General features: G+C 50.6%; 23 protein-coding genes. 21 read left to right on the plus strand and 2 right to left on the minus strand.

Annotated elements, in window-relative coordinates; all coding sequences use genetic code 11:
- Nucleotides 1–15 precede the first annotated feature (15 nt).
- The 15 genes from WKT05_RS03175 (at nucleotide 16) to WKT05_RS03245 (ending at nucleotide 15,973) form a co-directional block, all read left to right on the plus strand.
- Nucleotides 16–1,086: a hypothetical protein gene (locus WKT05_RS03175; RefSeq protein WP_340412875.1), complete on the plus strand. Its 1,071-nt coding sequence runs from the start codon at nucleotides 16–18 to the stop codon at nucleotides 1,084–1,086.
- A 16-nt stretch (nucleotides 1,087–1,102) separates the two neighbouring features.
- Complete coding sequence (locus WKT05_RS03180; protein ID WP_340412876.1) at nucleotides 1,103–1,942, plus strand: mechanosensitive ion channel family protein; 840 nt, start codon at nucleotides 1,103–1,105, stop codon at nucleotides 1,940–1,942.
- Entirely contained in the window at nucleotides 1,939–2,181 is a 243-nt protein-coding gene (locus WKT05_RS03185) for a DUF951 domain-containing protein (protein ID WP_215507841.1), read from the plus strand. The genes WKT05_RS03180 and WKT05_RS03185 overlap by 4 nt, the downstream gene beginning before the upstream one ends.
- A gap of 79 nt (nucleotides 2,182–2,260) precedes the next feature.
- Complete coding sequence (gene secA, locus WKT05_RS03190; RefSeq protein ID WP_340412877.1) at nucleotides 2,261–4,999, plus strand: preprotein translocase subunit SecA; 2,739 nt, start codon at nucleotides 2,261–2,263, stop codon at nucleotides 4,997–4,999.
- 17 nt (nucleotides 5,000–5,016) lie between these two features.
- Nucleotides 5,017–6,126, plus strand: coding sequence for a peptide chain release factor 2 (prfB, locus tag WKT05_RS03195; protein ID WP_215507845.1), 1,110 nt, complete (start codon nucleotides 5,017–5,019; stop codon nucleotides 6,124–6,126).
- 57 nt (nucleotides 6,127–6,183) lie between these two features.
- Nucleotides 6,184–8,247 carry a Tex family protein gene (locus WKT05_RS03200; protein ID WP_340412878.1) on the plus strand — a complete coding sequence of 688 codons (2,064 nt, stop codon included), beginning with the start codon at nucleotides 6,184–6,186 and terminating at the stop codon, nucleotides 8,245–8,247.
- A gap of 339 nt (nucleotides 8,248–8,586) precedes the next feature.
- Nucleotides 8,587–9,243, plus strand: coding sequence for a YitT family protein (locus tag WKT05_RS03205; protein ID WP_215507847.1), 657 nt, complete (start codon nucleotides 8,587–8,589; stop codon nucleotides 9,241–9,243).
- A gap of 160 nt (nucleotides 9,244–9,403) precedes the next feature.
- A complete protein-coding gene (locus tag WKT05_RS03210; RefSeq protein ID WP_340412879.1) occupies nucleotides 9,404–9,838 on the plus strand; it encodes a hypothetical protein in 435 nt (144 codons plus the stop codon).
- A gap of 330 nt (nucleotides 9,839–10,168) precedes the next feature.
- Entirely contained in the window at nucleotides 10,169–12,142 is a 1,974-nt protein-coding gene (metG, locus tag WKT05_RS03215; protein WP_340412880.1) for a methionine--tRNA ligase, read from the plus strand.
- Between the two features lie 8 nt (nucleotides 12,143–12,150).
- Nucleotides 12,151–12,924 carry a TatD family hydrolase gene (locus WKT05_RS03220; protein ID WP_340412881.1) on the plus strand — a complete coding sequence of 258 codons (774 nt, stop codon included), beginning with the start codon at nucleotides 12,151–12,153 and terminating at the stop codon, nucleotides 12,922–12,924.
- Nucleotides 12,912–13,460, plus strand: a complete 549-nt coding sequence (gene rnmV / locus WKT05_RS03225) for a ribonuclease M5 (protein WP_340412882.1) — start codon at nucleotides 12,912–12,914, stop codon at nucleotides 13,458–13,460. The genes WKT05_RS03220 and rnmV overlap by 13 nt, the downstream gene beginning before the upstream one ends.
- On the plus strand, nucleotides 13,453–14,325 hold the full coding sequence (gene rsmA / locus WKT05_RS03230; protein WP_251374907.1) for a 16S rRNA (adenine(1518)-N(6)/adenine(1519)-N(6))-dimethyltransferase RsmA: 873 nt from the start codon (nucleotides 13,453–13,455) through the stop codon (nucleotides 14,323–14,325). The genes rnmV and rsmA overlap by 8 nt, the downstream gene beginning before the upstream one ends.
- Nucleotides 14,325–14,663, plus strand: a complete 339-nt coding sequence (locus tag WKT05_RS03235) for an ArsR/SmtB family transcription factor (RefSeq protein WP_215507852.1) — start codon at nucleotides 14,325–14,327, stop codon at nucleotides 14,661–14,663. Before rsmA ends, WKT05_RS03235 begins: the two co-directional genes overlap by 1 nt.
- 62 nt (nucleotides 14,664–14,725) lie before the next feature.
- On the plus strand, nucleotides 14,726–14,956 hold the full coding sequence (locus WKT05_RS03240; protein WP_215507854.1) for a glutaredoxin family protein: 231 nt from the start codon (nucleotides 14,726–14,728) through the stop codon (nucleotides 14,954–14,956).
- Between the two features lie 144 nt (nucleotides 14,957–15,100).
- Nucleotides 15,101–15,973, plus strand: coding sequence for a DUF1002 domain-containing protein (locus WKT05_RS03245; protein ID WP_340412883.1), 873 nt, complete (start codon nucleotides 15,101–15,103; stop codon nucleotides 15,971–15,973).
- A 62-nt stretch (nucleotides 15,974–16,035) separates the two neighbouring features.
- Here the strand turns inward: WKT05_RS03245 and WKT05_RS03250 are convergent, their stop codons facing one another.
- Together WKT05_RS03250 and WKT05_RS03255 are read right to left on the minus strand one after the other, a co-directional pair.
- Nucleotides 16,036–16,233 carry a DUF1858 domain-containing protein gene (locus WKT05_RS03250; RefSeq protein ID WP_148473268.1) on the minus strand — a complete coding sequence of 66 codons (198 nt, stop codon included), beginning with the start codon at nucleotides 16,231–16,233 and terminating at the stop codon, nucleotides 16,036–16,038.
- Between the two features lie 61 nt (nucleotides 16,234–16,294).
- The gene (locus WKT05_RS03255) at nucleotides 16,295–16,531 is read right to left on the minus strand and encodes a glutaredoxin family protein (RefSeq protein ID WP_215507860.1); all 237 of its coding nucleotides are present in this window, start codon (nucleotides 16,529–16,531) and stop codon (nucleotides 16,295–16,297) included.
- A gap of 146 nt (nucleotides 16,532–16,677) precedes the next feature.
- Between WKT05_RS03255 and WKT05_RS03260 the strand changes: the two genes are divergently transcribed.
- The 6 genes from WKT05_RS03260 (at nucleotide 16,678) to WKT05_RS03285 (ending at nucleotide 21,944) form a co-directional block, all read left to right on the plus strand.
- Entirely contained in the window at nucleotides 16,678–17,184 is a 507-nt protein-coding gene (locus WKT05_RS03260) for a zinc ribbon domain-containing protein (protein ID WP_340412884.1), read from the plus strand.
- 9 nt (nucleotides 17,185–17,193) lie between these two features.
- The gene (gene msrB, locus WKT05_RS03265; protein WP_340412885.1) at nucleotides 17,194–17,628 is read left to right on the plus strand and encodes a peptide-methionine (R)-S-oxide reductase MsrB; all 435 of its coding nucleotides are present in this window, start codon (nucleotides 17,194–17,196) and stop codon (nucleotides 17,626–17,628) included.
- A gap of 69 nt (nucleotides 17,629–17,697) precedes the next feature.
- Nucleotides 17,698–19,956 carry a 5'-nucleotidase C-terminal domain-containing protein gene (locus tag WKT05_RS03270; RefSeq protein ID WP_340412886.1) on the plus strand — a complete coding sequence of 753 codons (2,259 nt, stop codon included), beginning with the start codon at nucleotides 17,698–17,700 and terminating at the stop codon, nucleotides 19,954–19,956.
- Nucleotides 19,957–20,194: 238 nt separating this feature from the next.
- Nucleotides 20,195–20,446, plus strand: coding sequence for a Veg family protein (locus tag WKT05_RS03275; protein ID WP_285814621.1), 252 nt, complete (start codon nucleotides 20,195–20,197; stop codon nucleotides 20,444–20,446).
- A gap of 42 nt (nucleotides 20,447–20,488) precedes the next feature.
- Entirely contained in the window at nucleotides 20,489–21,334 is an 846-nt protein-coding gene (gene ispE / locus WKT05_RS03280; protein ID WP_340412887.1) for a 4-(cytidine 5'-diphospho)-2-C-methyl-D-erythritol kinase, read from the plus strand.
- The gene (locus WKT05_RS03285; protein ID WP_340412888.1) at nucleotides 21,306–21,944 is read left to right on the plus strand and encodes a hypothetical protein; all 639 of its coding nucleotides are present in this window, start codon (nucleotides 21,306–21,308) and stop codon (nucleotides 21,942–21,944) included. The genes ispE and WKT05_RS03285 overlap by 29 nt, the downstream gene beginning before the upstream one ends.
- Nucleotides 21,945–22,276: the final 332 nt, after the last annotated feature.

The raw sequence follows: 22,276 nt of genomic DNA on the forward strand, positions 1-22,276 counted from the left end.
GTGCTGGAGGATTTTATGAGCAAATTTAAAAAGAGGATTGGCCTCTTTCTTTTTATTATAATCGCGGCGAGCTTGGGAATCAAAGGAAAGAGCCTGCTTCCCTGCAAAGCCGACGCCTTGTTTCAGGTAAAGACCGATCAGGAAATTTTAAATATGAGCATTTTAAAAGGCGGCGTGCTGGCCACCTTCGACGGCGATCGCCTGGCCTTTTACGACAGACAGGGCAGGAAAAAGACGGTGGACCGCTTAGGCGAAGGGCAAAAGGCCTTTTTCGGCGAATCCGACGCCATGCTCTACGACGAAGACGTGGACAAAGTGGCGGTATTCGGCGAAGACGGAAAGGAAAAGCAATCCTACCGCATCGACGGCACCTTGTTTAATGCCCGGGTGCAAGAAGGCACGCGGATTTTCCATTGCCGCTACGACGACGGGGAGAAACTTTTCGTCGCCACCGACGGCGGGGGGCTCACGGAAGTTTTTCAGACGAAGAATTACATTTTGGACTACCGCTTCGATTCATCTAAGTCCTTTGTGGTGACGGAGCTTTCCAACGCGGCCAACGGCTATAAGACCACGGTGTATCGCGAAGAGGGAAAGGGCGATCGCGGCGCCATGGCCTCGACGGAATTTCCCATGGAAGTGGCCATGCGCATGGTCATGGGGAAGTACCCTGTGGTGGTGACGGAAAAGCATTTGTACGGCTTGGACAAGGAGCTGATTACACAAAAGACGCCGATTTTATCCGACGTCACCATGTACAAGAGCCGTCTCTATTCCCTTCACAGCGGTTTGCTCAGCGTCTACGACGGCAAGCTTAGGGAAAAGAAACACTACCTGATGGAAGCCAATGTGGACCGACTGGCGGTAATGAATGAAGGGCTTTTCGCCTACGGCAATCGGGAGATTCTCTCGCGGCCCATGTCTTCGGCCCCTGTGCACATTCGCTTCGATGACAATCAGGAAAAGCTCCTCTTAAAAGACGGCTACCTTGCCGCCTACGAACACAAACACGTGGCCTTTTATCGTCTGAAGCCCCATTTTTCTTTCGGGAAGAATAAGATTCAGGAATTAAAACATAGAGAATAAACAGATGGGAGATGTTATGGCTGAAATTAAAGCCTTTTTATTTACGGCGCCGGGGAAATTAAGTATTCCCGGCATGATCCTCGCCGGGATCTTTCTCTTTTTTGTCTCGCGAATTGCCGTGAGCCTTATCGGAAAAGTTCTGAACAAATACATCGCCGATCGCGAGAAAAAAGCGGTGCGAAACAAGCGCCGGGTTATTACCTTAACCCATTTGGCGGGGAATGCGTCGAAATACGGCATCTACGGCCTGGCCCTGTTGATCTTCTTAAACCTTTGCCGGGTCAACACATCCACCTTAATTGCCACGGCGGGGATCGGCTCCTTGGCCATCGCCATGGGGGCGCAGGAAATCATTAAAGACTTTATCAATGGCTTTTTCATTATCTTCGACGATCAATTTGCCGTCGGCGAATACGTGGAATGCGCCGACAAAAAAGGCTATGTGGTGTCTTTGGGCTTTCGCGCCACGGTGATTCGCGATTTCGACGGCACCCTCCACACCGTCCCCAATTCCGCCATCCGCATCGTCACCAATCGGGGGCGAGGAAAAAAGCGGGCCAAGGTGGTGGTGCCCATCGACCGCAGCGAAGATCCGGACCGGGTCATCCATGTGGTGGAAGCTGCGGCAAAATCGCTGAAAGAGAAATACCCGAAGTCCACCACGGAAGTGTGGGGCGTGACGGGTTTTATCGCCAACGGCTACGAGATTACCGTGGTGGCCTGGGACGAGGCGCGCAATCAATTTGACATCGAATACGATCTGAGAAAAGCCATCGCCAAGGCCATGAACGCGGAAAATATTAACATACCCATCGCCCGCTACGACGCGGTCCCCTTTAAAGGAGAGGTGAAATGAACCGACTGTATTACGAAGAAGGCGACGTGGTCACCTTGAAAAAAGGCCACCCATGCGGCGAAAATCTGTGGAAGATTTTGCGTACCGGCGTGGATATAAAACTGGCCTGCATGGGCTGCGAGCGCACCATTTGGATGGCCCGCATGGATTTTGAAAAGCGCGTCAGAAAAATTAAAGAAGGCGAAAAAATGGTGGCCATCGTCCACCATCGGCCGAAAGACGACGCCGAAAGTGTATAAATGATGAAATATTCCCCTTTCGTTGCGGGATCGGACGAGATTTGTTAAAATAAAAAGTTAGTGAAAGGAACGTGTATAAATGTCTCTATTAGATAAAATATTCGGCACCTACTCCAATCGGGAGATTAAAAAAATCCGCCCGACCATGGAAAAAGTCCTCGCTTTGGACAGTGCCATGCAAGAATTAACCGACGAAGAATTAAGAGAAAAGACCACCGAATTTAAAGGCCGCGTCGCCGGCGGCGAGTCCCTTGATGACATCCTTCCCGAAGCCTTTGCCGTGGTTCGCGAAGCCGCCGACCGGGTTCTCGGGATGAAGCACTTCCCCGTGCAAATTCTCGGGGGGATTGTACTGCACCAAGGCCGCATCGCCGAAATGAAAACCGGTGAAGGGAAGACCTTGGTCGCAACCCTGCCCGCTTACTTAAATGCTTTGGCCGGCAAGGGCGCCCACGTGGTTACGGTCAACGACTACTTGGCCGAACGTGACAAGCAATGGATGGGAAAAGTCTATTCCTTCTTAGGCATGACTGTGGGCTGCATTCTCCACGACATGACGCCAGAAGAGCGGCAAGTGGCCTACGGCGCCGACATTACCTACGGGACCAACAATGAATTCGGCTTCGACTACCTCCGTGACAACATGGTGGTCTATCAGGAAAATCAAGTTCAACGGGAACTCTACTACTGTATCGTGGACGAAGTGGACTCCATCTTAATCGACGAAGCCCGTACCCCCTTAATCATTTCCGGTCAAGGGGATGAATCCACAGAGCTCTACACCCAAGCGAAAAACTTCGTAGACACCTTGACCAGCAGAGTCAAGGATCAGGCGGAAGAAGCGGAAGACCGCTTTAACCGAGAATTCCGCGAAGAAACCGTAGACTACGTCATCGACGAAAAGCAAAAGACCGCCACCTTGACCGAAATCGGCCAAGGAAGGGCTGAAAAATATTTCGGCATCGACAATTTAACGGATCCCGACAATACGGAGCTTCTCCACCACATCCACCAAGCCTTAAAGGCTCAGGGCACCATGCATAAAGACATCGACTACGTGGTGGACGACGGCGAAATCATTATCGTCGACGAATTTACCGGTCGTCTCATGTACGGCCGTCGCTACTCCGAAGGCTTGCACCAAGCCATCGAAGCGAAGGAAGGCATCGAAGTGCGGGCCGAATCGAAAACCTTGGCGACGGTTACCTTCCAAAACTTCTTCCGTATGTACAAAAAGCTCGCCGGTATGACCGGTACGGCCATGACGGAAGAATCGGAATTTAGAGAAATCTACAACATCGACGTCGTGGAAATTCCCACCAACAAAGAAGTGATCCGTGTGGACCAAGACGACGCCATTTATCGCTCGGAAGATGCGAAATTCCGCGCCGTGGCCGATGAAATCGCCCGTCGCCACGCCACGGGCCAGCCGATTCTTGTGGGTACCGTATCCATCGAAAAATCGGAAAAACTTTCTTCCTATCTTAAAAAGCGCGGCATTCCTCACAAGGTATTAAACGCGAAGCGCCACAAACAAGAATCTGAAATCGTCGCCCAAGCCGGTCGCTACGGCGCCGTGACCATCGCCACCAACATGGCCGGTCGTGGGACTGACATCGTCCTCGGGGGCAATCCCGAGTACATGGCCAAGGAAAAAATGGCCAGAGAGGGCTTTGAACCGGAAATGATCGATGCGGCTGATAGCTACTTTGATACAGACGATGAAGAAATCTTGGCAGCAAGAAAGCGCTTCAGCGAGTTGCGGGACGAAATTAAAGTGGAAACCGACGCCGAAAAAGAAAAGGTCATCGCCGCCGGCGGCTTGCACATAATCGGTACCGAACGCCACGAATCCCGTCGAATCGACAATCAATTGCGGGGTCGTTCCGGTCGTCAAGGGGACAAGGGTAGCACGAAGTTCTACATTTCCGCCGAAGACGACGTTATCCGCCTCTTTGCCGGCGACCGCTTCAAAAAGGTCATGGACGGCATCGATGCGCCGGAAGATGAGCCCATCGAAGCAAAAATGCTCACCCGCCTCATCGAATCCGCCCAACGGAAAGTTGAAGGCAACAACTTCAGCATCCGTAAAAACGTCTTGCAATATGACGACGTCATGAACAAGCAACGGGAAGTTATCTATACGGAACGTGAAAAAGTATTGAAGGGCGACGACCTTTCCGGCGACATCGCCTCCATGACGGAAGATTTAATCGACGACACCATCGACTTCAACGTGAAGGTCAACGACAAACACGAAAAATACATCGACTACGAAAGCATTTACCGCTTCGGCCGGGCCGCCTTCGATTTCGACGAAAACTTTATGGACGGCCACGAAAAGGCAAGCGCCGATGAACTTAAACGCTTCATGAAGGAAGAAGCCAAAGAAGCTTACGCCCAAAAGGTGGAAGAATTCGGCGAAGAAGCCTTCCGCGAAGTGGAACGTGTCGTTCTGCTGCGCGTCGTAGACCAACGCTGGATGGATCACATCGATGCCATGGATCAATTGCGTCAAGGGATCGGACTCCGAGCCGTCGGTCAAATCGATCCGGTGCGCGCCTATGCCGAAGAAGGCTTCGATATGTTTGAAGCCATGAACGAAAGCATTCGCGAAGAAACCGTGCGCATTATGTTCCACGTGCAAAATCCCGAAAAGATGGAACGCAAGCAAGTGGCCAAGGAAGTGAAAACCGTCAATCCCGACAGCGGCGTACAAGAACCCATTCGTCGCACGGAGAAAAAAGTCGGTCGTAACGATCCCTGCCCCTGCGGCAGCGGCAAAAAGTATAAACACTGCTGCGGCAAAAACGCCTAAATCAGGAAAGGATCCCTATGGAGCAAAATATATTTCTGGATCGGGGACGCCTGGAAGCGGTTGAAGAGCTGGTGGAGCGACTGGCCAAGAGCATCGACATCGAGGGTCTGAAGCAGACGAATCAGGCGCTTACGGAAAAAACCATGGCGCCCGGCTTTTGGGATGACTCCGAAGCGGCGCAAAAGGTGATCCGCGAGCAAAATGCCATTAAATCCCGCACCGATGTGTACGACGAACTCGTGGAAGCCATGGAAGAGTCGGCCGTGATGCTGGAGCTTATGGAAGAGGAAGATGACTTCAGTTTCTACGATCAGCTCAAGAAAAATCTCGATGCCATTGAAGAAAAGGCCCACGATTTTAAAATCCAAACCCTTCTAAACGGCGAGTACGACATGAACAATGCCATTCTCGCCATTCACGCCGGCGCCGGCGGGACGGAGGCCCAAGACTGGGCGAATATGCTCTTAAGGATGTATACGCGCTATGCCGAAGGCAAGGGCTATTCCGTGGAAGTGTTGGATATATTGGAAGAAGACGAGGCGGGCATTAAATCGGCCACGCTTCTGATTTCCGGGCCTCACGCTTACGGCTACTTGAAGTCGGAAAAAGGCGTGCATCGCCTGGTGCGCATCTCGCCCTTTGATGCGGCGAAAAAGCGCCACACTTCCTTTACTTCCGTGGACGTCTATCCGGAACTGGACGACAACATGGATGTGGAGATCAATCAGGACGATTTAAAAATCGACACCTATCGTTCATCCGGTGCCGGCGGTCAACACGTCAACACCACCGACTCCGCCGTGCGCATTACCCACATTCCCACGGGGATTGTGGTGCAATGCCAAAACGAGCGCAGCCAAATTCAAAACCGCGAGCAGGCCATGAAAATGCTTCAGGCTAAACTCGTGGCATTAAAAGAAGAGGAACAAAAGGAAAAGATCGAGGACCTGGCGGGGAATTACGCCCAAATCGCCTGGGGCTCTCAGATCCGCTCCTATGTTTTCCAACCCTACACCATGGTGAAAGACCATCGCACCGGCGCTGAAGTGGGCGATGTGAATCGGGTCATGGACGGGGATTTGGATCCCTTTATTAATGCCTATCTGGAAGATAAAGCGGAAGCTTAACAATAGAAAGAATGAATGAGAAGAGAGGCTCGCCCTCTCTTTTTAAATGGAGGAACCATGATTATCGGAAGGATTTTAGCCGAGGAATTTCATATCGCCTCGGAGAAAATGGACGCCACGTTAAAACTTTTAGACGAGGGAAATACCGTGCCCTTTATCGCCCGCTACCGAAAGGATGTTACCGGCGGCATTGAAGACGAGGTGCTTCGTAAAATCGAAGGCAGAAAAAATGAACTGGAGAAGGTGGCGGATCGCCGGGAAACGGTGCTGAATACCATCGAAGGCCAGGGCAAGCTCACGGAAGAATTAAAGGCGACCATTGAAGGCATTTGGGATATGCAGTCCTTGGAGGATTTGTATCGCCCCTACAAGCCCAAGCGGCGAACGCGAGCCACCGATGCCCTGGAAAAAGGCTTGGGACCTCTGGCGGAAAACTTTTTGTCTGACGGGTCTTTAACGGATTTTGAAGGCGAGGTAGAGGCCTTTGAAGGCTTAGAGAAAGAAGAGATTCTAAAAGGCGTGAGCGACATTGTGGCTGAGGCCGTCTCAAACGATGCGAAGGTACGCCGCCTGCTTAAGAGCTATTTGTGGCGCCGCGGCGTGCTCACGACGGAAGCGGGGAAGGAAGCGGATCCCGCCTACAGCATGTACGATGATTTCACCGCGCCCCTAAAAGAGGTGAAGAACCACAACATCCTCGCCATGAATCGCGGGGAAGGGGAAGGCGCCGTAAAGGTAAAGATTCAGTGCAGCGAAGAGACGTTGATCTCCATGATCCTTCAGGTGGCAGGCCCTAACGACGAGAAGCGGGAAGTCTTTCTTCCCATGGCGGAAGATGCCTTTAAGCGGCTCCTCTTTCCTTCGTTGGAACGGGAAATTCGCCGAGATTTAAAGGAGCGGGCCGAAGCCGATGCCATCGAGGTCTTTGCACAAAATTTAAAGCCTCTTCTCCTTATGCCGCCACTGGGCCATTACGTGGTCTTGGGCCTCGACCCGGGCTACCGCACGGGCTGCAAGGTTGCCGTAGTCGATGAAAACGGAAAGTTTTTAGACAACGCCGTCATCTTTCCCGCGCCGCCAAAGCCAAGGGTGGAAGAGGCGAAAAAAATCATCGAGGGTCTCGTCGAAAAGCACGGCGTGAAATTTATTTCCATCGGCAGCGGCACGGCCAGCTACGAAACGGAGCAATTCGTCTCGGGTCTCATTGAAGAGAAGCAATGGGATGTGGCCTATGCCGTGGTAAGTGAAGACGGCGCCAGCATTTATTCCGCATCGGAACTGGGCATCGAAGAATTTCCCGATCTGGACGTTACCGTGCGTGGCGCCATTTCCATCGCAAGGCGGCTTCAGGATCCCTTGGCGGAGCTGGTGAAAATCGAGCCGCGGCACATCGGCGTGGGCCAATACCAACACGATCTGGACAAAAAAGCCCTGGACGATCGCCTGCAGGGCGTGGTGGAAGGCGCCGTCAACGAAGTGGGCGTGGACATTAATTCCGCATCGCCCTCCCTTTTGAGTTTCGTTGCGGGCATCGGTCCGAATCTCGCGAAAAACATCGTGGCCTATCGGGAAAGCGAAGGGGCCTTTAAAAATCGCCGGGAGATCAAAAAGGTGAAGGGCCTGGGCGAGAAGGCCTTTGAACAATCGGCGGGCTTTTTGCGCATACAAAACGGAGAAAATATTCTGGACCGCACCGGCGTGCACCCGGAATCCTACGACTTGGCGGAATTGATCCTGAGGGAAGAAAGCCTCACCGACGAGGAAAGAGAAATCCTCGCCCATGCCGGCGCCTTTACCGTGGAAGACATACGCAGGGAGCTAGAAAAACCGGGCCGCGACCCCCGCGGCGACACGGAAGATGTGGGCCTGCGCCGCTCGGCACTCACCATGGAAGAATTGGTGCCCGGGCTGGAACTGGAAGGCGTGGTGAAAAACGTCGTGGACTTCGGCGCCTTTATCGACATCGGCGTCAAAAAAGAAGGGCTATTGCACATTACAAAATTAAAAGGAAAGAGAAATCGCGCCATCTACAATCTGTTAAAAGTCGGCGACCGCATGAAGGTGGTCATCGAAAAAGTGGATAAAGAACGGGGCAGGATTTCTCTGGATGTAAAAGAATAATTGAAGCGGGGCGGCGTCCCCGCTTTTTCCCTATCGCGGGAGAAAAGGATTGAAAAGAAATAGTGTATGTGGTATACTGATTGCGATGGTACTGTTTTATTACGGTGGTTGCCGATTTAATCGGTAGTTTTTATCTGATGCAGGGTATGCGATGAGTGTTTGAAAAGTGCCTGATGTGGGATTTTTCGAGCCGTTAAGCCTATCCGTTGGCTCAGAGTTTTTACAAGAAAAAATCAGCAAAACAAAAAGCATCGACACCATCCGAAGATTGCGATTTAGGAGAACCTAAGACGGCAGTCTTTTTTTGGTTCCCTAATCCTTGAATTAGGAGTGACAATTATGCTCAGTTCTTTGCTGAGAAACCTTGAACTTACGAAGAAAGATTTTTTCAAAATTCTGCTGGGTTGCGCCATTATGGCTTTCGGCGTGGTCAATGTCCACGAACCCTCTCAAATCACCGAGGGCGGCGTTTTGGGCTTGGGCCTGTTTTTAAAGAAAGTCGTGGGGCTGAATTTGGCCTATGTCTCGCCGATACTGGACGGCATTTGTTACGGCCTGGGCTTTTCCATGTTGGGCAGATGCTTCTTAAAGAAGTCGGCCGTTGCCACATTGGGCTTTTCCGTCTTTTACTGGATTTTTAACTTTATGGGCCCGGTCCTTCCCAGTTTGTATCACCTGCCCCTTCTCGCTGCCATAGCCGGCGGGATCTTTATCGGCTGCGGTTGCGGCATTGCCGTCTCGGCCGGAGGCTGCGCCGGCGGCGACGACGCCCTGGCCATGGTGATCTCGAAAAAATTAAAGTGGCCCATTTCCCGCGCCTACTTCTTTACCGATGCAGTTGTACTTACACTGTCTCTTACCTACATTGCACCGACACGGTTGATATTCTCTTTTCTCACGACGATTATCTCCTCTTACTTAGTCGGTCAATTTGAATTAAAGATGAAGGCACCGGCTTGGCAAGTGAGCCAAGGCGGCATCGAGAAAAACGCATAATTGAGTATGAAAATAGAGGCAGAGACGATTGTATCCATGTCTCTATTTTTATATTAAGGTATAAAAGATATTTGTAAGATAAACGATTATGACTAAAAGGGCGGAACGGAAAAAGAATAAACAACGGGACAATGCAGAGTTGTGTCGAAGGGAGATTTAAATGATGATGGCAAAGAGGAACCTAGGTAATCCCTATCTATTTCGAATGATTCCTTGGGCATTGTTTCCAAATGCTGTCGGATTTCTTTTCAGCGTTATGTTTGGGGATGATCTTGTGGTCTGTCGAATGAGTCAGCTTCTTACTTTCTTTCTTTGGCTTTTGCTCTTGCGCGGACTTAGAAAAAGATCGCAAATTACGGGACGGGATTTTATAAGGGCGCAGATTGTATCCCTTGTTATCGCATTGCTCGTTAATGAAATCTTGGTCTTTATGCCATTAGAAATCATTGCCGCCGGGCGGAGCGTTTCGTGGGATTTTCCTTTTGTGGAGCTCGCAACATTCGCGGGTTCGAAGTTCCCGCTCATTGCCTTATGGCTTGCAACTTTCATCGTTGATCTGTTCTTTGTTGATTTTCGTGTGAAGTCATTGCAATAGGTGTGCGTATAGGTTGAGTGCGGCGTTAAGAGGTAAGATTACATTCAGGAAAGTCATAATCATGAAATGACAAAGAAGAGGCATATGCCATTGATCGGCAAAGCCTCTTCTTTTTTCAATTAAAAGCGGATGTCGCCTGAAGTCTGCACCGACAAGTCACGGTTTTTATGGATTTTCTATTTTCTTTGTTATTTTTGCAGCTTCTTTAAAAAGTATAGCATGACGAGGGTTTATTGCGCAGAACTTGCCTTGATAGTATAATTGTTACAAGAAATTTTTTTCGGCCATCCTCTATGGTCGAGCATATCATCTATATGCAAGGAGGCATACATGTCAAAGAACTTTTACGTTACAACGCCCATTTATTACCCAAGCGACAATCTACACATCGGCCACACTTACTGCACCGTGGCTGCCGATGCGGTGAAGCGTTTTAAGACCCTGCAAGGCTACAATGTCCTGTTCACCACCGGCACCGACGAACACGGCCAAAAGATTCAGGAAAAGGCCAAGGAAGCTGGCAAGGAACCCTTGGAATACATCGACGCCATTGTAGACGATACCAAGGCTCTCTGGAAGACCATGGACATCCACTACGATTCCTTTGTGCGCTCCACGGATCCCCAACACGAAAAAAACGTGCAGGCGTTGTTCCAAAAGCTCTACGACAAGGGCGAAATCTATAAAGGCGAATACGAAGGCTACTACTGCACGCCCTGCGAATCCTTCTGGGCCGAATCTCAATTGCTGGAAGGCCATTTGTGCCCGGACTGCGGCCGCGAAACCCACCTGCAACACGAAGAAAGCTATTTCTTCCGCCTTTCCGAATACCGGGACAAGCTTCTTCAATACTACGAAGATCATCCGGAATTTATTCAACCGGCTTACAGAAAAAGCGAAATGATCAACTCTTTCTTAAAAGACGGATTGGATGACTTGTCCGTCACCCGCTCCACCTTCGACTGGGGCGTGCCCGTTCCCTTCGATGACAAACACGTCATCTACGTTTGGATCGACGCCCTGTCCTGCTACTTAACCGGCGCGGGCTTCGGCACCGACGACGAGCAATTTAAAAACTTCTGGCCGGCGGACGTCCATTTGGTAGGCAAGGAAATTATGCGTTTCCACACCATTATCTGGCCCGCCATGCTCATGGCACTGGATCTGCCCCTGCCGAAACAAATCTTCGGCCACGGCTGGATTCTCTTTGACGACGACAAAATGAGCAAGTCAAAGGGCAATATTATTTATCCCGAACCCATTATCGACCTTTACGGCGTCGACGCTCTGAAATATTTCCTCTTGCGGGAATTTTCCTTCGGTCACGACGGCAGCTTCAATGTACAAAGCTTTATGAAGCGGCTGAATTCCGACTTGGCCAACGACTTGGGGAACTTGGTCTCCCGCACCGTCTCCATGATCGAAAAATACAACGACGGCATCGTCCCCGCGCCTCACGGCGAAACGGCCATCGACAACGAATTGAAGGATCTGGCCGTCAGCATTTGGGGTGAGCTGGAAAAAGAAATGGAGACCTATCAATTCTCCACGGCACTGGAAGCCATTTGGAAATTGGTTCGCCGCAGCAACAAATATGTAGACGAAAACGAACCCTGGGTCTTGGCCAAAGGCGGCGAAGACGAAAAGAAACGCTTAGATACGGTTCTCTATAATTTGGCGGAATCTTTGCGCATCGTCTCCATCCTTCTGTCCTTCTTCATGAACAACACGGCCATTTCCATCGCCGAACAAATTACGGCGACGAAGGATTTCGAAGCGGAAGACGCCACGCGTTGGGGCCTTTTGGAACCGGGCAAACACGTGGGCGAAAAGAAGATCATCTTCCCGCGCCTCGACATCGAAGAAGAAACGAAGCGCCTCTGGGATGCCAACCACGCCCTCATCGAAAAGCGGAAAGCGGAAAAACTCGCCAAGGGCGAAGCGGTGGAAGAGGAAGAGGAAGCCTTGGATCTGAAGCCGGAAATCACCATCGACGACTTCGATAAACTGGACATTCGCGTCGCCACCGTGGATTCCGTGGAAGATCACCCCAATGCCGATCGCCTCTACGTGCTAAATCTCAGCGTCGGCGACGAAAAGCGGGTCATCTGCTCGAGCATTAAGGAATATTACACGAAAGAAGAGCTGACGGGCAAACAAATCCTGCTCTTGGCCAACTTAAAGCCCACGAAATTGCGTGGCGTTCTGTCTCAAGGCATGCTCCTTGCGGCGGAAGATAAAGACGGAAAATTGTCTCTGGCCACCACCATGGAACAATTAAAATCCGGTGCAAGAATCAGTTAGGAGGATCTATGATAGACGCCCATTCCCATTTGGAAAATGAGGCATTTGACGACGATCGAGAAGAAATTATCGCCTGCATGGAAGAAGACGGCCTGGATGCCGTGGTGAATGTGGGAAGCGATATTGAAACCTCCCGCGCCGTGGCGGACTTGGCGAAAAAACACGACCGCCTTTACGCCGTGGTGGGGGTTCATCCCCAAGAGGCGAAGTACTACGACGATGCCGTGCGGGCGGAATTGGTGGAGCTGGCAAAGGACGAAAAGGTGCTGGCCATCGGCGAGTGCGGCCTGGACTACTATTATGAAAATTCGCCGCGGGACGTGCAGCGGACTGTCTTTCGCGCCATGTGTGATTTGGCGGCGGAAGTGGACCTGCCTCTGGTGATCCACTCCAGGGATGCGGCGGAGGAGACCTACGACATCGTTCGGGATTTCCTCGAGGCCCATCCCGGCCACCACGTGCTCATTCACTGCTACAGCTATTCCGTGGAAATGATGGCGCGCTTTATGGCCCTGGGCTGCTACATTTCCCTGGGCGGTGTGACCACCTTTAAAAACGCCAAAGTGCCGAAGAAAGTGGCGGCGGCCGTGCCCTTGGATCGCCTGCTCTTGGAAACGGACTGCCCCTACATGACTCCGGAGCCCAATCGAGGCAAGCGCAACGAGCCCAAGTATGTGGCTTATGTGGCGAAAAACATCGCCGCCCTCAGGGACATGGACGTGGCGGATCTTGTGGCGCACACAGATGAAAATACGAAACGGTTTTACAAATGGAAGAAATAATACAAGAAGTGATCGTGGTCGAGGGAAAAGATGACATCGCCCGAGTGAAGAGCGCCCTGAAATGCGATGTCATGGCCACGGGAGGCTACGCCTTCGGCGAAAAATTTTTGCGCGAGCTGAAAAAAGTGGAGCGTCGCCGCGGCGTCATTATTCTCACGGACCCTGATTACATGGGCAAGCAAATTCGCCGGCGGCTTACAGAGGCATTGGCCTCGCCGAAGCAGGCCTATTTGCCGCAGGACAAGGCCCTTTATAAAGACGACATCGGCATCGAAAACGCACGGCCTGAGGATATTCGGGAAGCGATTTATCGTGCCAAGCCCATGAAAAAAGTCTACGAAGAAACATTTACCAAGGCGGATATGATTCGCTACGGCATGACGGGGGCATCGGATGCGGCAGGGCGCCGCGAAAAAATGGCCGAGGCATTGGGCATCGGTCACGGCAACGGCAAGCAATTTCTGCAGAGACTCAACAGCTTCGGCATTTCCGTCGAAGAATTTGAGCGCATCTATGAGGAGGTGTTCGGTGGATAAACGACTATACAGCCCGGCCAGGATCCGAGAGATTCAAGAGAAATGGGGCTTTCGCTTTCAAAAATCCCTGGGCCAAAACTTTCTCATGGACGGAAACATCGTCCGCGCCATTGCCGACAATGCCGACGTCGGCGAAGGGGACGTCGTCTTAGAAATCGGCGCCGGCATCGGCACCTTAACGGAAGAATTGGCCCTACGCGGCGCGAAAGTATTTTGCGTGGAAATTGACGAGCACTTAAAGCCCATTCTCGATGAAACCCTGGGCGCATACGAAGACGTGGAGATTTTCTACAAAGATGTATTAAAGACGGACCTCAAAAAAGAACTGGCGGCCCGCTTCGGCGATCACAAGATTAAAGTGGTGGCCAATCTGCCCTATTACGTGACCACGCCGATTTTGTTGCATCTTTTTAATTCGGACCTGCCTTTGGAATCGGTTCACGTCATGGTGCAAAAAGAAATGGCAAATCGCATGGCAGCCAAGGCCGGAACGAAGGCCTACGGCTCCATCTCCGTCTATTTACAAATGCGCTCCGATGTGGCCGTGGCCCTCACCGTGCCCCGCACCTGCTTTATGCCCCAGCCCAATGTAGACAGTGCCGTCTTGGCCCTTACGAATTTTAAAACCGATCACCGGGAAAATCTGAAGCGGGCCGAGGCCGTGGTGCGGGCGGCATTTTCCAAGCGAAGAAAAACCGTGTTAAACGCCCTGTCCACCTACGGCTTCGAAATCGAAAAGGATCAGATCCTTCAGGCCTTGGTCGATACGGGCATTGACCCCGGTCGTCGGGCCGAGGCCATTACCGTGGAAGAGTATCGGATTTTGGCGAAAAACTTTCCGAAAGTAGAAAAGGAGGGCGACTAATGGCGGAATACAGCGACGAGACATTTCACGCCTTTGTAGAAAACGAACCTTTAATCGAAAGCTTAAGCGGCATTTTTAAAGTCATGGCCGATCCCACGCGATTAAAGATTTTGTACGCCCTCATGTTGGGCACCTGCAATGTATCGAAACTGGTGGAACTTTTAGGCATGAGCCAATCCTCCATTTCCCATCAGCTCATTCTTCTGAAAGAAGAAGGGCTTATTCGCTCGAGAAAAGAAGGGCGCAAAGTCTACTACTCCCTGGACGACGACCATGTGGCGACCCTCTTTACCATGGGCTACACCCACGCCATGCATAAAATTGGCGAAGGTGATTAAGCCCATACCTCGCGGGTATAAATTGAGTAAGCGAAATCATGAATTATTTTGGAGGAATGACAATGTCAGAAGTAAAAGTTTATACAAGCAACACCTGTCCTTATTGCACCATGGCAAAGGATTATCTGAAGGAAAAAGGCATCGAATTTGATGAAAAAAACGTGCAAACCGACGCAGCTGCAAGAGATGAATTGATCTCCATGGGCTACACCGGCGTACCTGTTTTGGTCATCGGCGAAGAAGAAATCGTCGGCTTCGATCGCGCACGCATCGACGCCGCCTTGGCAAAATAACGAAACTGAAAAAGGGGCTTCGGCCTCTTTTTTTCGTGCCGAAAAGCAAAAGTTTTCTAAAAAATAGCGAAGACATTTCTTTTTCGGCGGCGGTTCGCGGCCCCTGTGTTATAATGGCATACGAAAAAAGAAGTGGAGGAGATTATGAAATTTCTAAAAAAATACATGGCAGCGGCTCTGGCCCTTCTCATGCTCGTTATGATTCAGGCGCCGGTATTCGCCGATGCCGTGGAAGGCGACGTGATTCTGTGTTTCGGTCAGGACCTTACGCCCGAACAACGAGAGGCCTTGATGAAGCGCTTTAACGGATCGGACAAGGATCAAATCATCGAGGTTACCAACAAGGAAGAGCACAAATACCTGGGCGATTTCGTGCCCGAATCGAAGATCGGTCGCAAGGCCATTTCCAGCGCCAGAGTGGAATACACCGCCGAAGGCAGCGGCATCGAAGTGGAAACCTCGGAAAGGATCCGCTACATTACCCACGATATGTATCGCCAAGCCCTGGAGACCGCGGGGATTAAAGATGCGAAGATCACCGTGGATGCGCCGATGAATGTCAGCGGCACGGCGGCACTTACGGGAATTATGAAGGCCTACGAAACCTCGACCGGCAAAAAAATCAGCGACAAGGTAAAAAAAGCGGCCAACGAAGAGATGGTCGTCACCTCAGATTTAGCACAAGAGGTGGGTGCGGACAAGGCCACGGGTCTGGTGAAAGACATTAAGGAAAAAATCGCCACGGAAGCGCCGAAGAGCCGGGAAGAAGTGCAAAACATCATCATCAACATTTCCAATGAGTACAATCTCAATCTGACCGCCGAGCAAACGGATAAGTTGACGAACTTTTTCGACAATTTACGAAAGACGGACATCGACTGGCACGGTTTGGCCGATAAAGCAAAAGGCGCCGCCGATCAGGCGAAAGAATACATTAACAGCGAAGAGGGCCAAAGCTTGCTTCAAAAGATCAAAGCTTTTTTCGCCGATCTGTTCAATTCTATTTTCAACAAATAAAAAAGAACCCGCTCCGGCGGGTCCTGCAATGAAAAAGGCCTCCCTGCGCGGGAGGCTTTTTGTTATTTTGCTTCAACGATTTTGTTTAAAGCCTTCATCAGTTCGTCGGCATCAAAACCGTGAACATAAGCAGCTTCTTCTAAGGACTCCATTTGACTGGAGGGGCAACCTACACAGCCCATGCCAAATTGCATGAGGATGCGAATGGCTTCCGGGTATTGGCGAACCAAATCGCCGATTAAAGTATCTTTTGTAATCATCCTAGCCTCCTTAAGCTTTATTTTCTCATTCATTTTATCCTATGGGAAAAAGAATGGCAAGTTAGATCAAATTTTCCTTCATGTAGGCGATGATGTCGTCGGATTCCAGCATCCATGTATCGCCGTAGTGGAGGCAGGGAACTTGTTTGCCGCCGCTGCCTTCCAATAATGCCTTTTTCGCTTCGTCATCTTTGTCTACGAAGACGACGTCCACCTTTTCTACGCCCTCTTTTTCCATAAAGTCGATGACTTTTTTGCAAAAGGGGCAATAGGTAGCCGCGTATAATTTATAATCCATGGTATTCCTCCTTCTTCTTGTTATTTGTTTTATACCCAAGTGATGGCTATTCACACATGAAGGGATGAATTGAAAAAAAGTCTAATCCTTCTCTAAGTCGTAAAAATGACCGCGGCCATGTGGTATGCTTTATTTGAGGTGAAGGTATGGATATTTTTAACAGCATCGGCAAAGGTTTTGAAGACCTTTCCAATCAGGTAAAAGATTTAAGCATAAAGGGCCTTTACAGTGCGAAGGAGGCCTCCAATGTGGCGAAGTTACGCATGCAAATTCGCGAGCTGGAGGCGAAAATTCTGGAGGAATACACCCATTTAGGGGAAGTTTATTATATGGAAATGCGGGAGCAGTCTCATTTGGCGGACACGACGAGCTCCGAGTTGCTCTTCGCCATCGACGAATTGCAAAAAGAAAAGGCGAGTCTGGAAAATCGCATGGCGTCGAAGGAGCTCGGGGGAGAGGTGTTCCGCTACGAATGCCCGGATTGCCACACGGAAATCGACAAGGATACGAACTTTTGCCCCCACTGCGGCAGAAAAATCGAGACCATTGAGTTAATCGCCGATGATCCGGATTTTGTAGAATGCAAGAACTGCCATTTCCAGGCGGAGGCCGGGGCCACGTACTGCCCACGCTGCGGCACGCCTTTGGCATAGGAGGTATTGATGGACAAAAAAGAATTAGACGAAGCGCAACTCAGGGAATCCTTAGGCGATGTGGCCTATCACGTGACCCGAGAAAAAGGCACGGAGCTTCCTTTTTCCCATCCCTACGATCACTTATTCGACGAAGGCATCTATGTGGATGTCATTACGAAAGAAGTCTTGTTTCTCTCGAAAGATAAATTCGACTCCGGTTGCGGCTGGCCCGCTTTTTCTAAGACGGCTCCCGACGCGCCGATTAAGGAAACCACCGACGGGCGCTTCGGCATGATTCGCACGGAAGTGGAGACGGAAACCACCCACTTGGGTCACGTCTTTAACGACGGGCCGGTGGAAGCCGGCGGTTTGCGCTACTGCATTAACGGCGCCAGCATCGAATTTATTCCCAAGGAAGAGATGGAGAAAAGAGGGTACGGTTCTTGGCTGGATTGTCTCTAAATTGAAAAGACTAAGGCGGGTAATCAAGGGTATAATAGATGTATACGTTAGTGAACTAAAGGAGGTATCATGAAACGGAAATTTTTATCCCTGGCACTGGCATTGGCCATGGTCCTCGGCGTCATCGCCGGCCCCATGAGCGTATTTGCCGCGCCGGCAGAAGAAACCAAGACCATTACCTTGCTTCACACCAATGATGTCCACGGACACATGGTAGCGGAGTACGGCAAAGACAAGAAACTCACCAATATCGGTTACGCACGGGTGAAAACTTATGCGGACAGCATTAAAAATGCAGTGCTTTTAGATGCCGGGGACGTGACCCACGGTACGGCACTGGCCGGTATTGAAAACGGCAAGGGCGTCATCGACGTCATGAAGGCCATGGGCTACAAGGCCATGGTGCCCGGCAACCACGACTTCAACTACGGCTATCAAGCCCTGGTGGATTTTAAAAACCAAGCTGCACCCGCAAAAGGTTCCTCCGAAGGCTTCGATATACTGGCTGCCAACATCATTAAAAACACCGGAACCAACGACTTTAAAGGCCAAACCATCCTCGATGTAGACGGCGTTAAAGTCGGTATCTTCGGCATTGCTACGGAAGAAACCAAAGTAAAATCCAATCCGAAGAACACCGAAGGCATTACCTTCTTAAATCCCGTCGAAGTGGCGCGCGCCCAAGTGAAATCTTTGAAGGATCAAGGCGTTGATGTCATCGTCATGTTGGCCCACGTAGGCATCGACGATGCCACGGTTGTAAAAACATCCGACATCGCCAAAGCTGTTGACGGCATCGACGTCATTATCGACGGCCACTCTCACACCACCTTGCCCGAAGGCAAAGTCGTGAACAATACCCTGATCGCGCAAACGGGCTACTACCTGAAAAACTTAGGCGAAGTAAACATCACCTTAAGAGGCAAAAATGTTATTTCCAAGACCGCCGTTCTTCGCGACGCCAAATTCTTCGAAAACATTGAAGAAAACAAAGACATCGCAAAGAAACTCGACGCCATGTACGAAAACAACAAGAGCAAACTGGAACGCGTCGTCGGCACCACCGCCGTTGATTTAGACGGCGCAAGAGAACACGTGCGCGCACAAGAAACCAACTTCGGCAACATGGTGGCAGACGCCATGCGCGAAGCGGCAAAATCCGACGTGGCGTTTACAAACGGCGGCGGCATCCGCGAAACGATTCCCGCAGGGAAGATCGACATGACCCAAATCTGGACCGCCTTCCCCTTCGGAAACACCATTATGAAGATCGAAGTCTCCGGCGCCGATTTACTGGCCGCTTTGGAATTCGGCGTAGCCGATGCACCGGCACCTCAAGGGAAATTCCCTCAAGTCTCCGGCGTCAGCTTTAAATACGATCCGAAACAAGAAGCCGGCAAGCGCGTCTACGACGTGAAGGTAGGAGACAAGACACTTGATCTCGAGAAAACCTACACCTTAGCCACCAATGACTTTATGGCATCCGGCGGCGACGGCTACACCATGTTCGCCAAAGGCAAAAAGCTCGGCGACTACGGTATGTACACGGAAGTTCTGGAAAAATATCTGGCTGAACACAAAAATGTGAACCCGAAGGTCGAAGGCCGCATCGTGGCCGAAGCGAAGGGCGATGTAAAACCCGTCGAACCGACCAATGCCTTCACCGACATCAAGGGCCACTGGGCAGAAAAGGTCATCCTTTCCGCAACGCAAAAAGGCCTCTTTAAAGGCGTAAGCGACACCCTGTTTGCACCGAATGAACCCATTACCAGAGGCATGCTTGTGTCCGTCTTGGCCCGCCTGGAAGGACAAGATGTCAAACAAAAGGCAGCCAATCCCTTTACCGACGTCAAAGCCGGCGAATGGTACGAAAACGGCGTCGTTTGGGCAGCCAAGAACAAATACGTCCTCGGTTATGAAGACAATACCTTTAAACCGAACCAAAAGGTTACCCGCGAAGAAATGGCCACCATTTTAGGTCGCTACGTTGAAGGCAAGAAAGTCCCCTACACCCTGGACTTGAAAGAACCCTTCTCCGATCAAAAAATGATTTCCAAATGGGCCCTCGAACCCATCGACATCGTTCGCCACACCAACTTAATGCAAGGTCGCGAAAACAATCAATTCGTACCCAAGGCATCGGCTACCCGTGCGGAACTGGCCAAAGTTATGGATGCGCTGGATGAAATCGTCCGCGCTACGAAAAAAGTCGATGAAAAGGTAAAAGCGGAAGAAAAAGGTAAGAAAGCCGAAGAAAAGAAAGTTGCACCTGAAAAGAAGGCAACGGAAGATAAAAAAGCAGTCGAAACTGAAAAGAAGGCAGCTTAAATGAAAAGGAAAAGAGAGCCGGCGACGGCTCTTTTTTCATGGGAAGAAAAGGGCTTGTAAACAGAAGGTGAAAAGAAGATTAAAAAATACTTGGATTCACGAATATTTCTCTTGACCGACCCTCTTTTTTGCGGTATTATATAGCGTTATTTGCCTTGACAAACAGCGGGGATTATTGTATACTTGTATCACATATAATTGTGTGGATAGAAGGGCGGTCCCAATGACACAAATGGATATGATAAAAAACGAATTGTCAGAGCATATTGGCAAAGAGGTAATTGTGAAGGCAAATCGAGGGCGCAAGCGCATAGTCACCCGTAAAGGCGTGCTCACGGCGGTCTACCCCTCCCTGTTTGTCATTAGCATCTCTTCCGACGATCGCAGCGATCGAAACATTTCATTTACCTATGCCGACGTACTCACGTCCACGGTAAAAATTATGATCCTGGAAGAAGATGCGGATTCGGCTAAATTAAAAATATCGTAGTGAAAGGCTCCCTTGGCGGAGCTTTTTTTATGGGAGGATACCTTGCGCGCCTACGGAAAAATCAATGTCGGCTTGTGGATTTCAGGCAAACGAGCCGACGGCTACCACGAAATAAAAACACTTTTTCTGCCCATCGGGCTATATGACGAGATTGAAATAGATAAAGCCGCTGCCTTTTCCATTGAAGGGCCCAATTACGGGGAGAAGGATCTCATGGCGAAGGCCCATCGTTTTTTAGAAAACCGCTTCGGCCCCTTGCCCGTGAAGATAATAATTCAAAAAAACATTCCGGCGGGGGCGGGCCTTGCCGGGGGCACAGCCGACGGCGCCCTGGTCTTAAAGGCCGTGAGAGACATTTACAGCCTGCCTGTTACCGATGAGGAACTGATCCATGACTGTGCTGTACTGGGGGCGGATTTCCCTTATTGTCTTTACGGCAAGGCCGCCGTAGGCGAGGGGATCGGCGATGTGCTCCGGCCTGTAAACATCCCGCCCTATCCGGTGCTTCTGCTCAATCCGGGCTTTTCCGTGTCCACGAAAGCGGCCTACGAAAAGGTGAAGGCCTTTCACGAAACAGCCGCTGTAGACGATGCGGTGAATCTTCTGAAAGAAGGACGACTCGAAGGGCTCAGGGATGTGGTGGTCAACGACCTTTATCCCGGCGTCAGCGGTATGCATCCGGTCATCGACGGGATGATTCGCAATCTTTACGAGGCGGGGGCGGCCTTTTCTCACATGTCCGGCTCCGGGCCCACGGTGTACGCTTTGTTTAAAAAAATAGAGGATCGGGACGCCGCCTATGCTATACTAAGAAAGAAGTATAAAATCGTAATCAAAACGGAAACGGCGGGAGAGGAACATGGAACGATTGGGAATAGCCATCAATGACAAAGCGGGCATGTATACGGCGGCCGCGCTGATTCGGCGTCGCCCGGATCTTTCTTTCACAATCCTATACGATCCCGCCACGGGCGAGGATTTTTACAAAAAAAACAAAGCCCGCTTCTGCTCCATGAAGATTGATGCTGCCTTGTGCTTAACCCAAGACGCAGATGGCGATTTCGCCGAGCTTCTGAAGAAGGCTTCCGCAAAAGGCCGCACCATGGGCTATCGAAACCACGATGTGAACACGGAATTTTTGGCCCACACCGTGGCAGACGGCTTTTTTCACCACAGCTATGTATTAAACATGATCGATTCCTACGAGGCGCGCTTTGAAAAAGGCGGCACGTTGGTGTTGGCCCTTCTGGGCTACAGCTACCGGCGAGACGATTTTTCCCGCGCGTTTAAAGAAAAGGAAATCGCCGTGGCAGATCCCCTGGACCGTTGGCTTGAAACCTTCCCCGAAACAGAGGAGGAGGGTGAGTGCCGCTTTTTTTGGACGGTATGGGACTTTTCCGTGGAGCGGTTCATGGGCGAGCTCTTAGGCGAAGCGGTGCGCTTCAGAAAATATTACCCCCACCCCTGGCTACGGGGCGAGGTGTCGAAAAAAAGATAATACGAAATGGCCCTCTCTGCATGATGCACTGACCCCCAAAAGTTGGACCGAGACATCCACTCTTGGGGGTCTTTTCATTGAAAAAACAATGACGAATAGAAGAAAGAGAAGATTAAAATCATTTAAAGCAGATAGAGAAAAGATAATTGCCGCGACAACACGCCCATTAAAAATTCTTCAGTTCACTGAAAAGAGAAGTTACGTCTATCGAAGACGGCAAGGATACGCGGGACAATCAAACACTTAAATGCGTCAACTCTAACGATCGATTCAAAGAAAAGTAAAAAGGCGAGATTCCGAAGTAAATCGTGAATAAATGAATACAACCTAGA

This window comes from Peptoniphilus sp. HCN-40583 (genome assembly GCF_037892835.1).
GTDB classification, from domain to species: Bacteria; Bacillota; Clostridia; order Tissierellales; family Peptoniphilaceae; genus Aedoeadaptatus; species Aedoeadaptatus rachelemmaiella.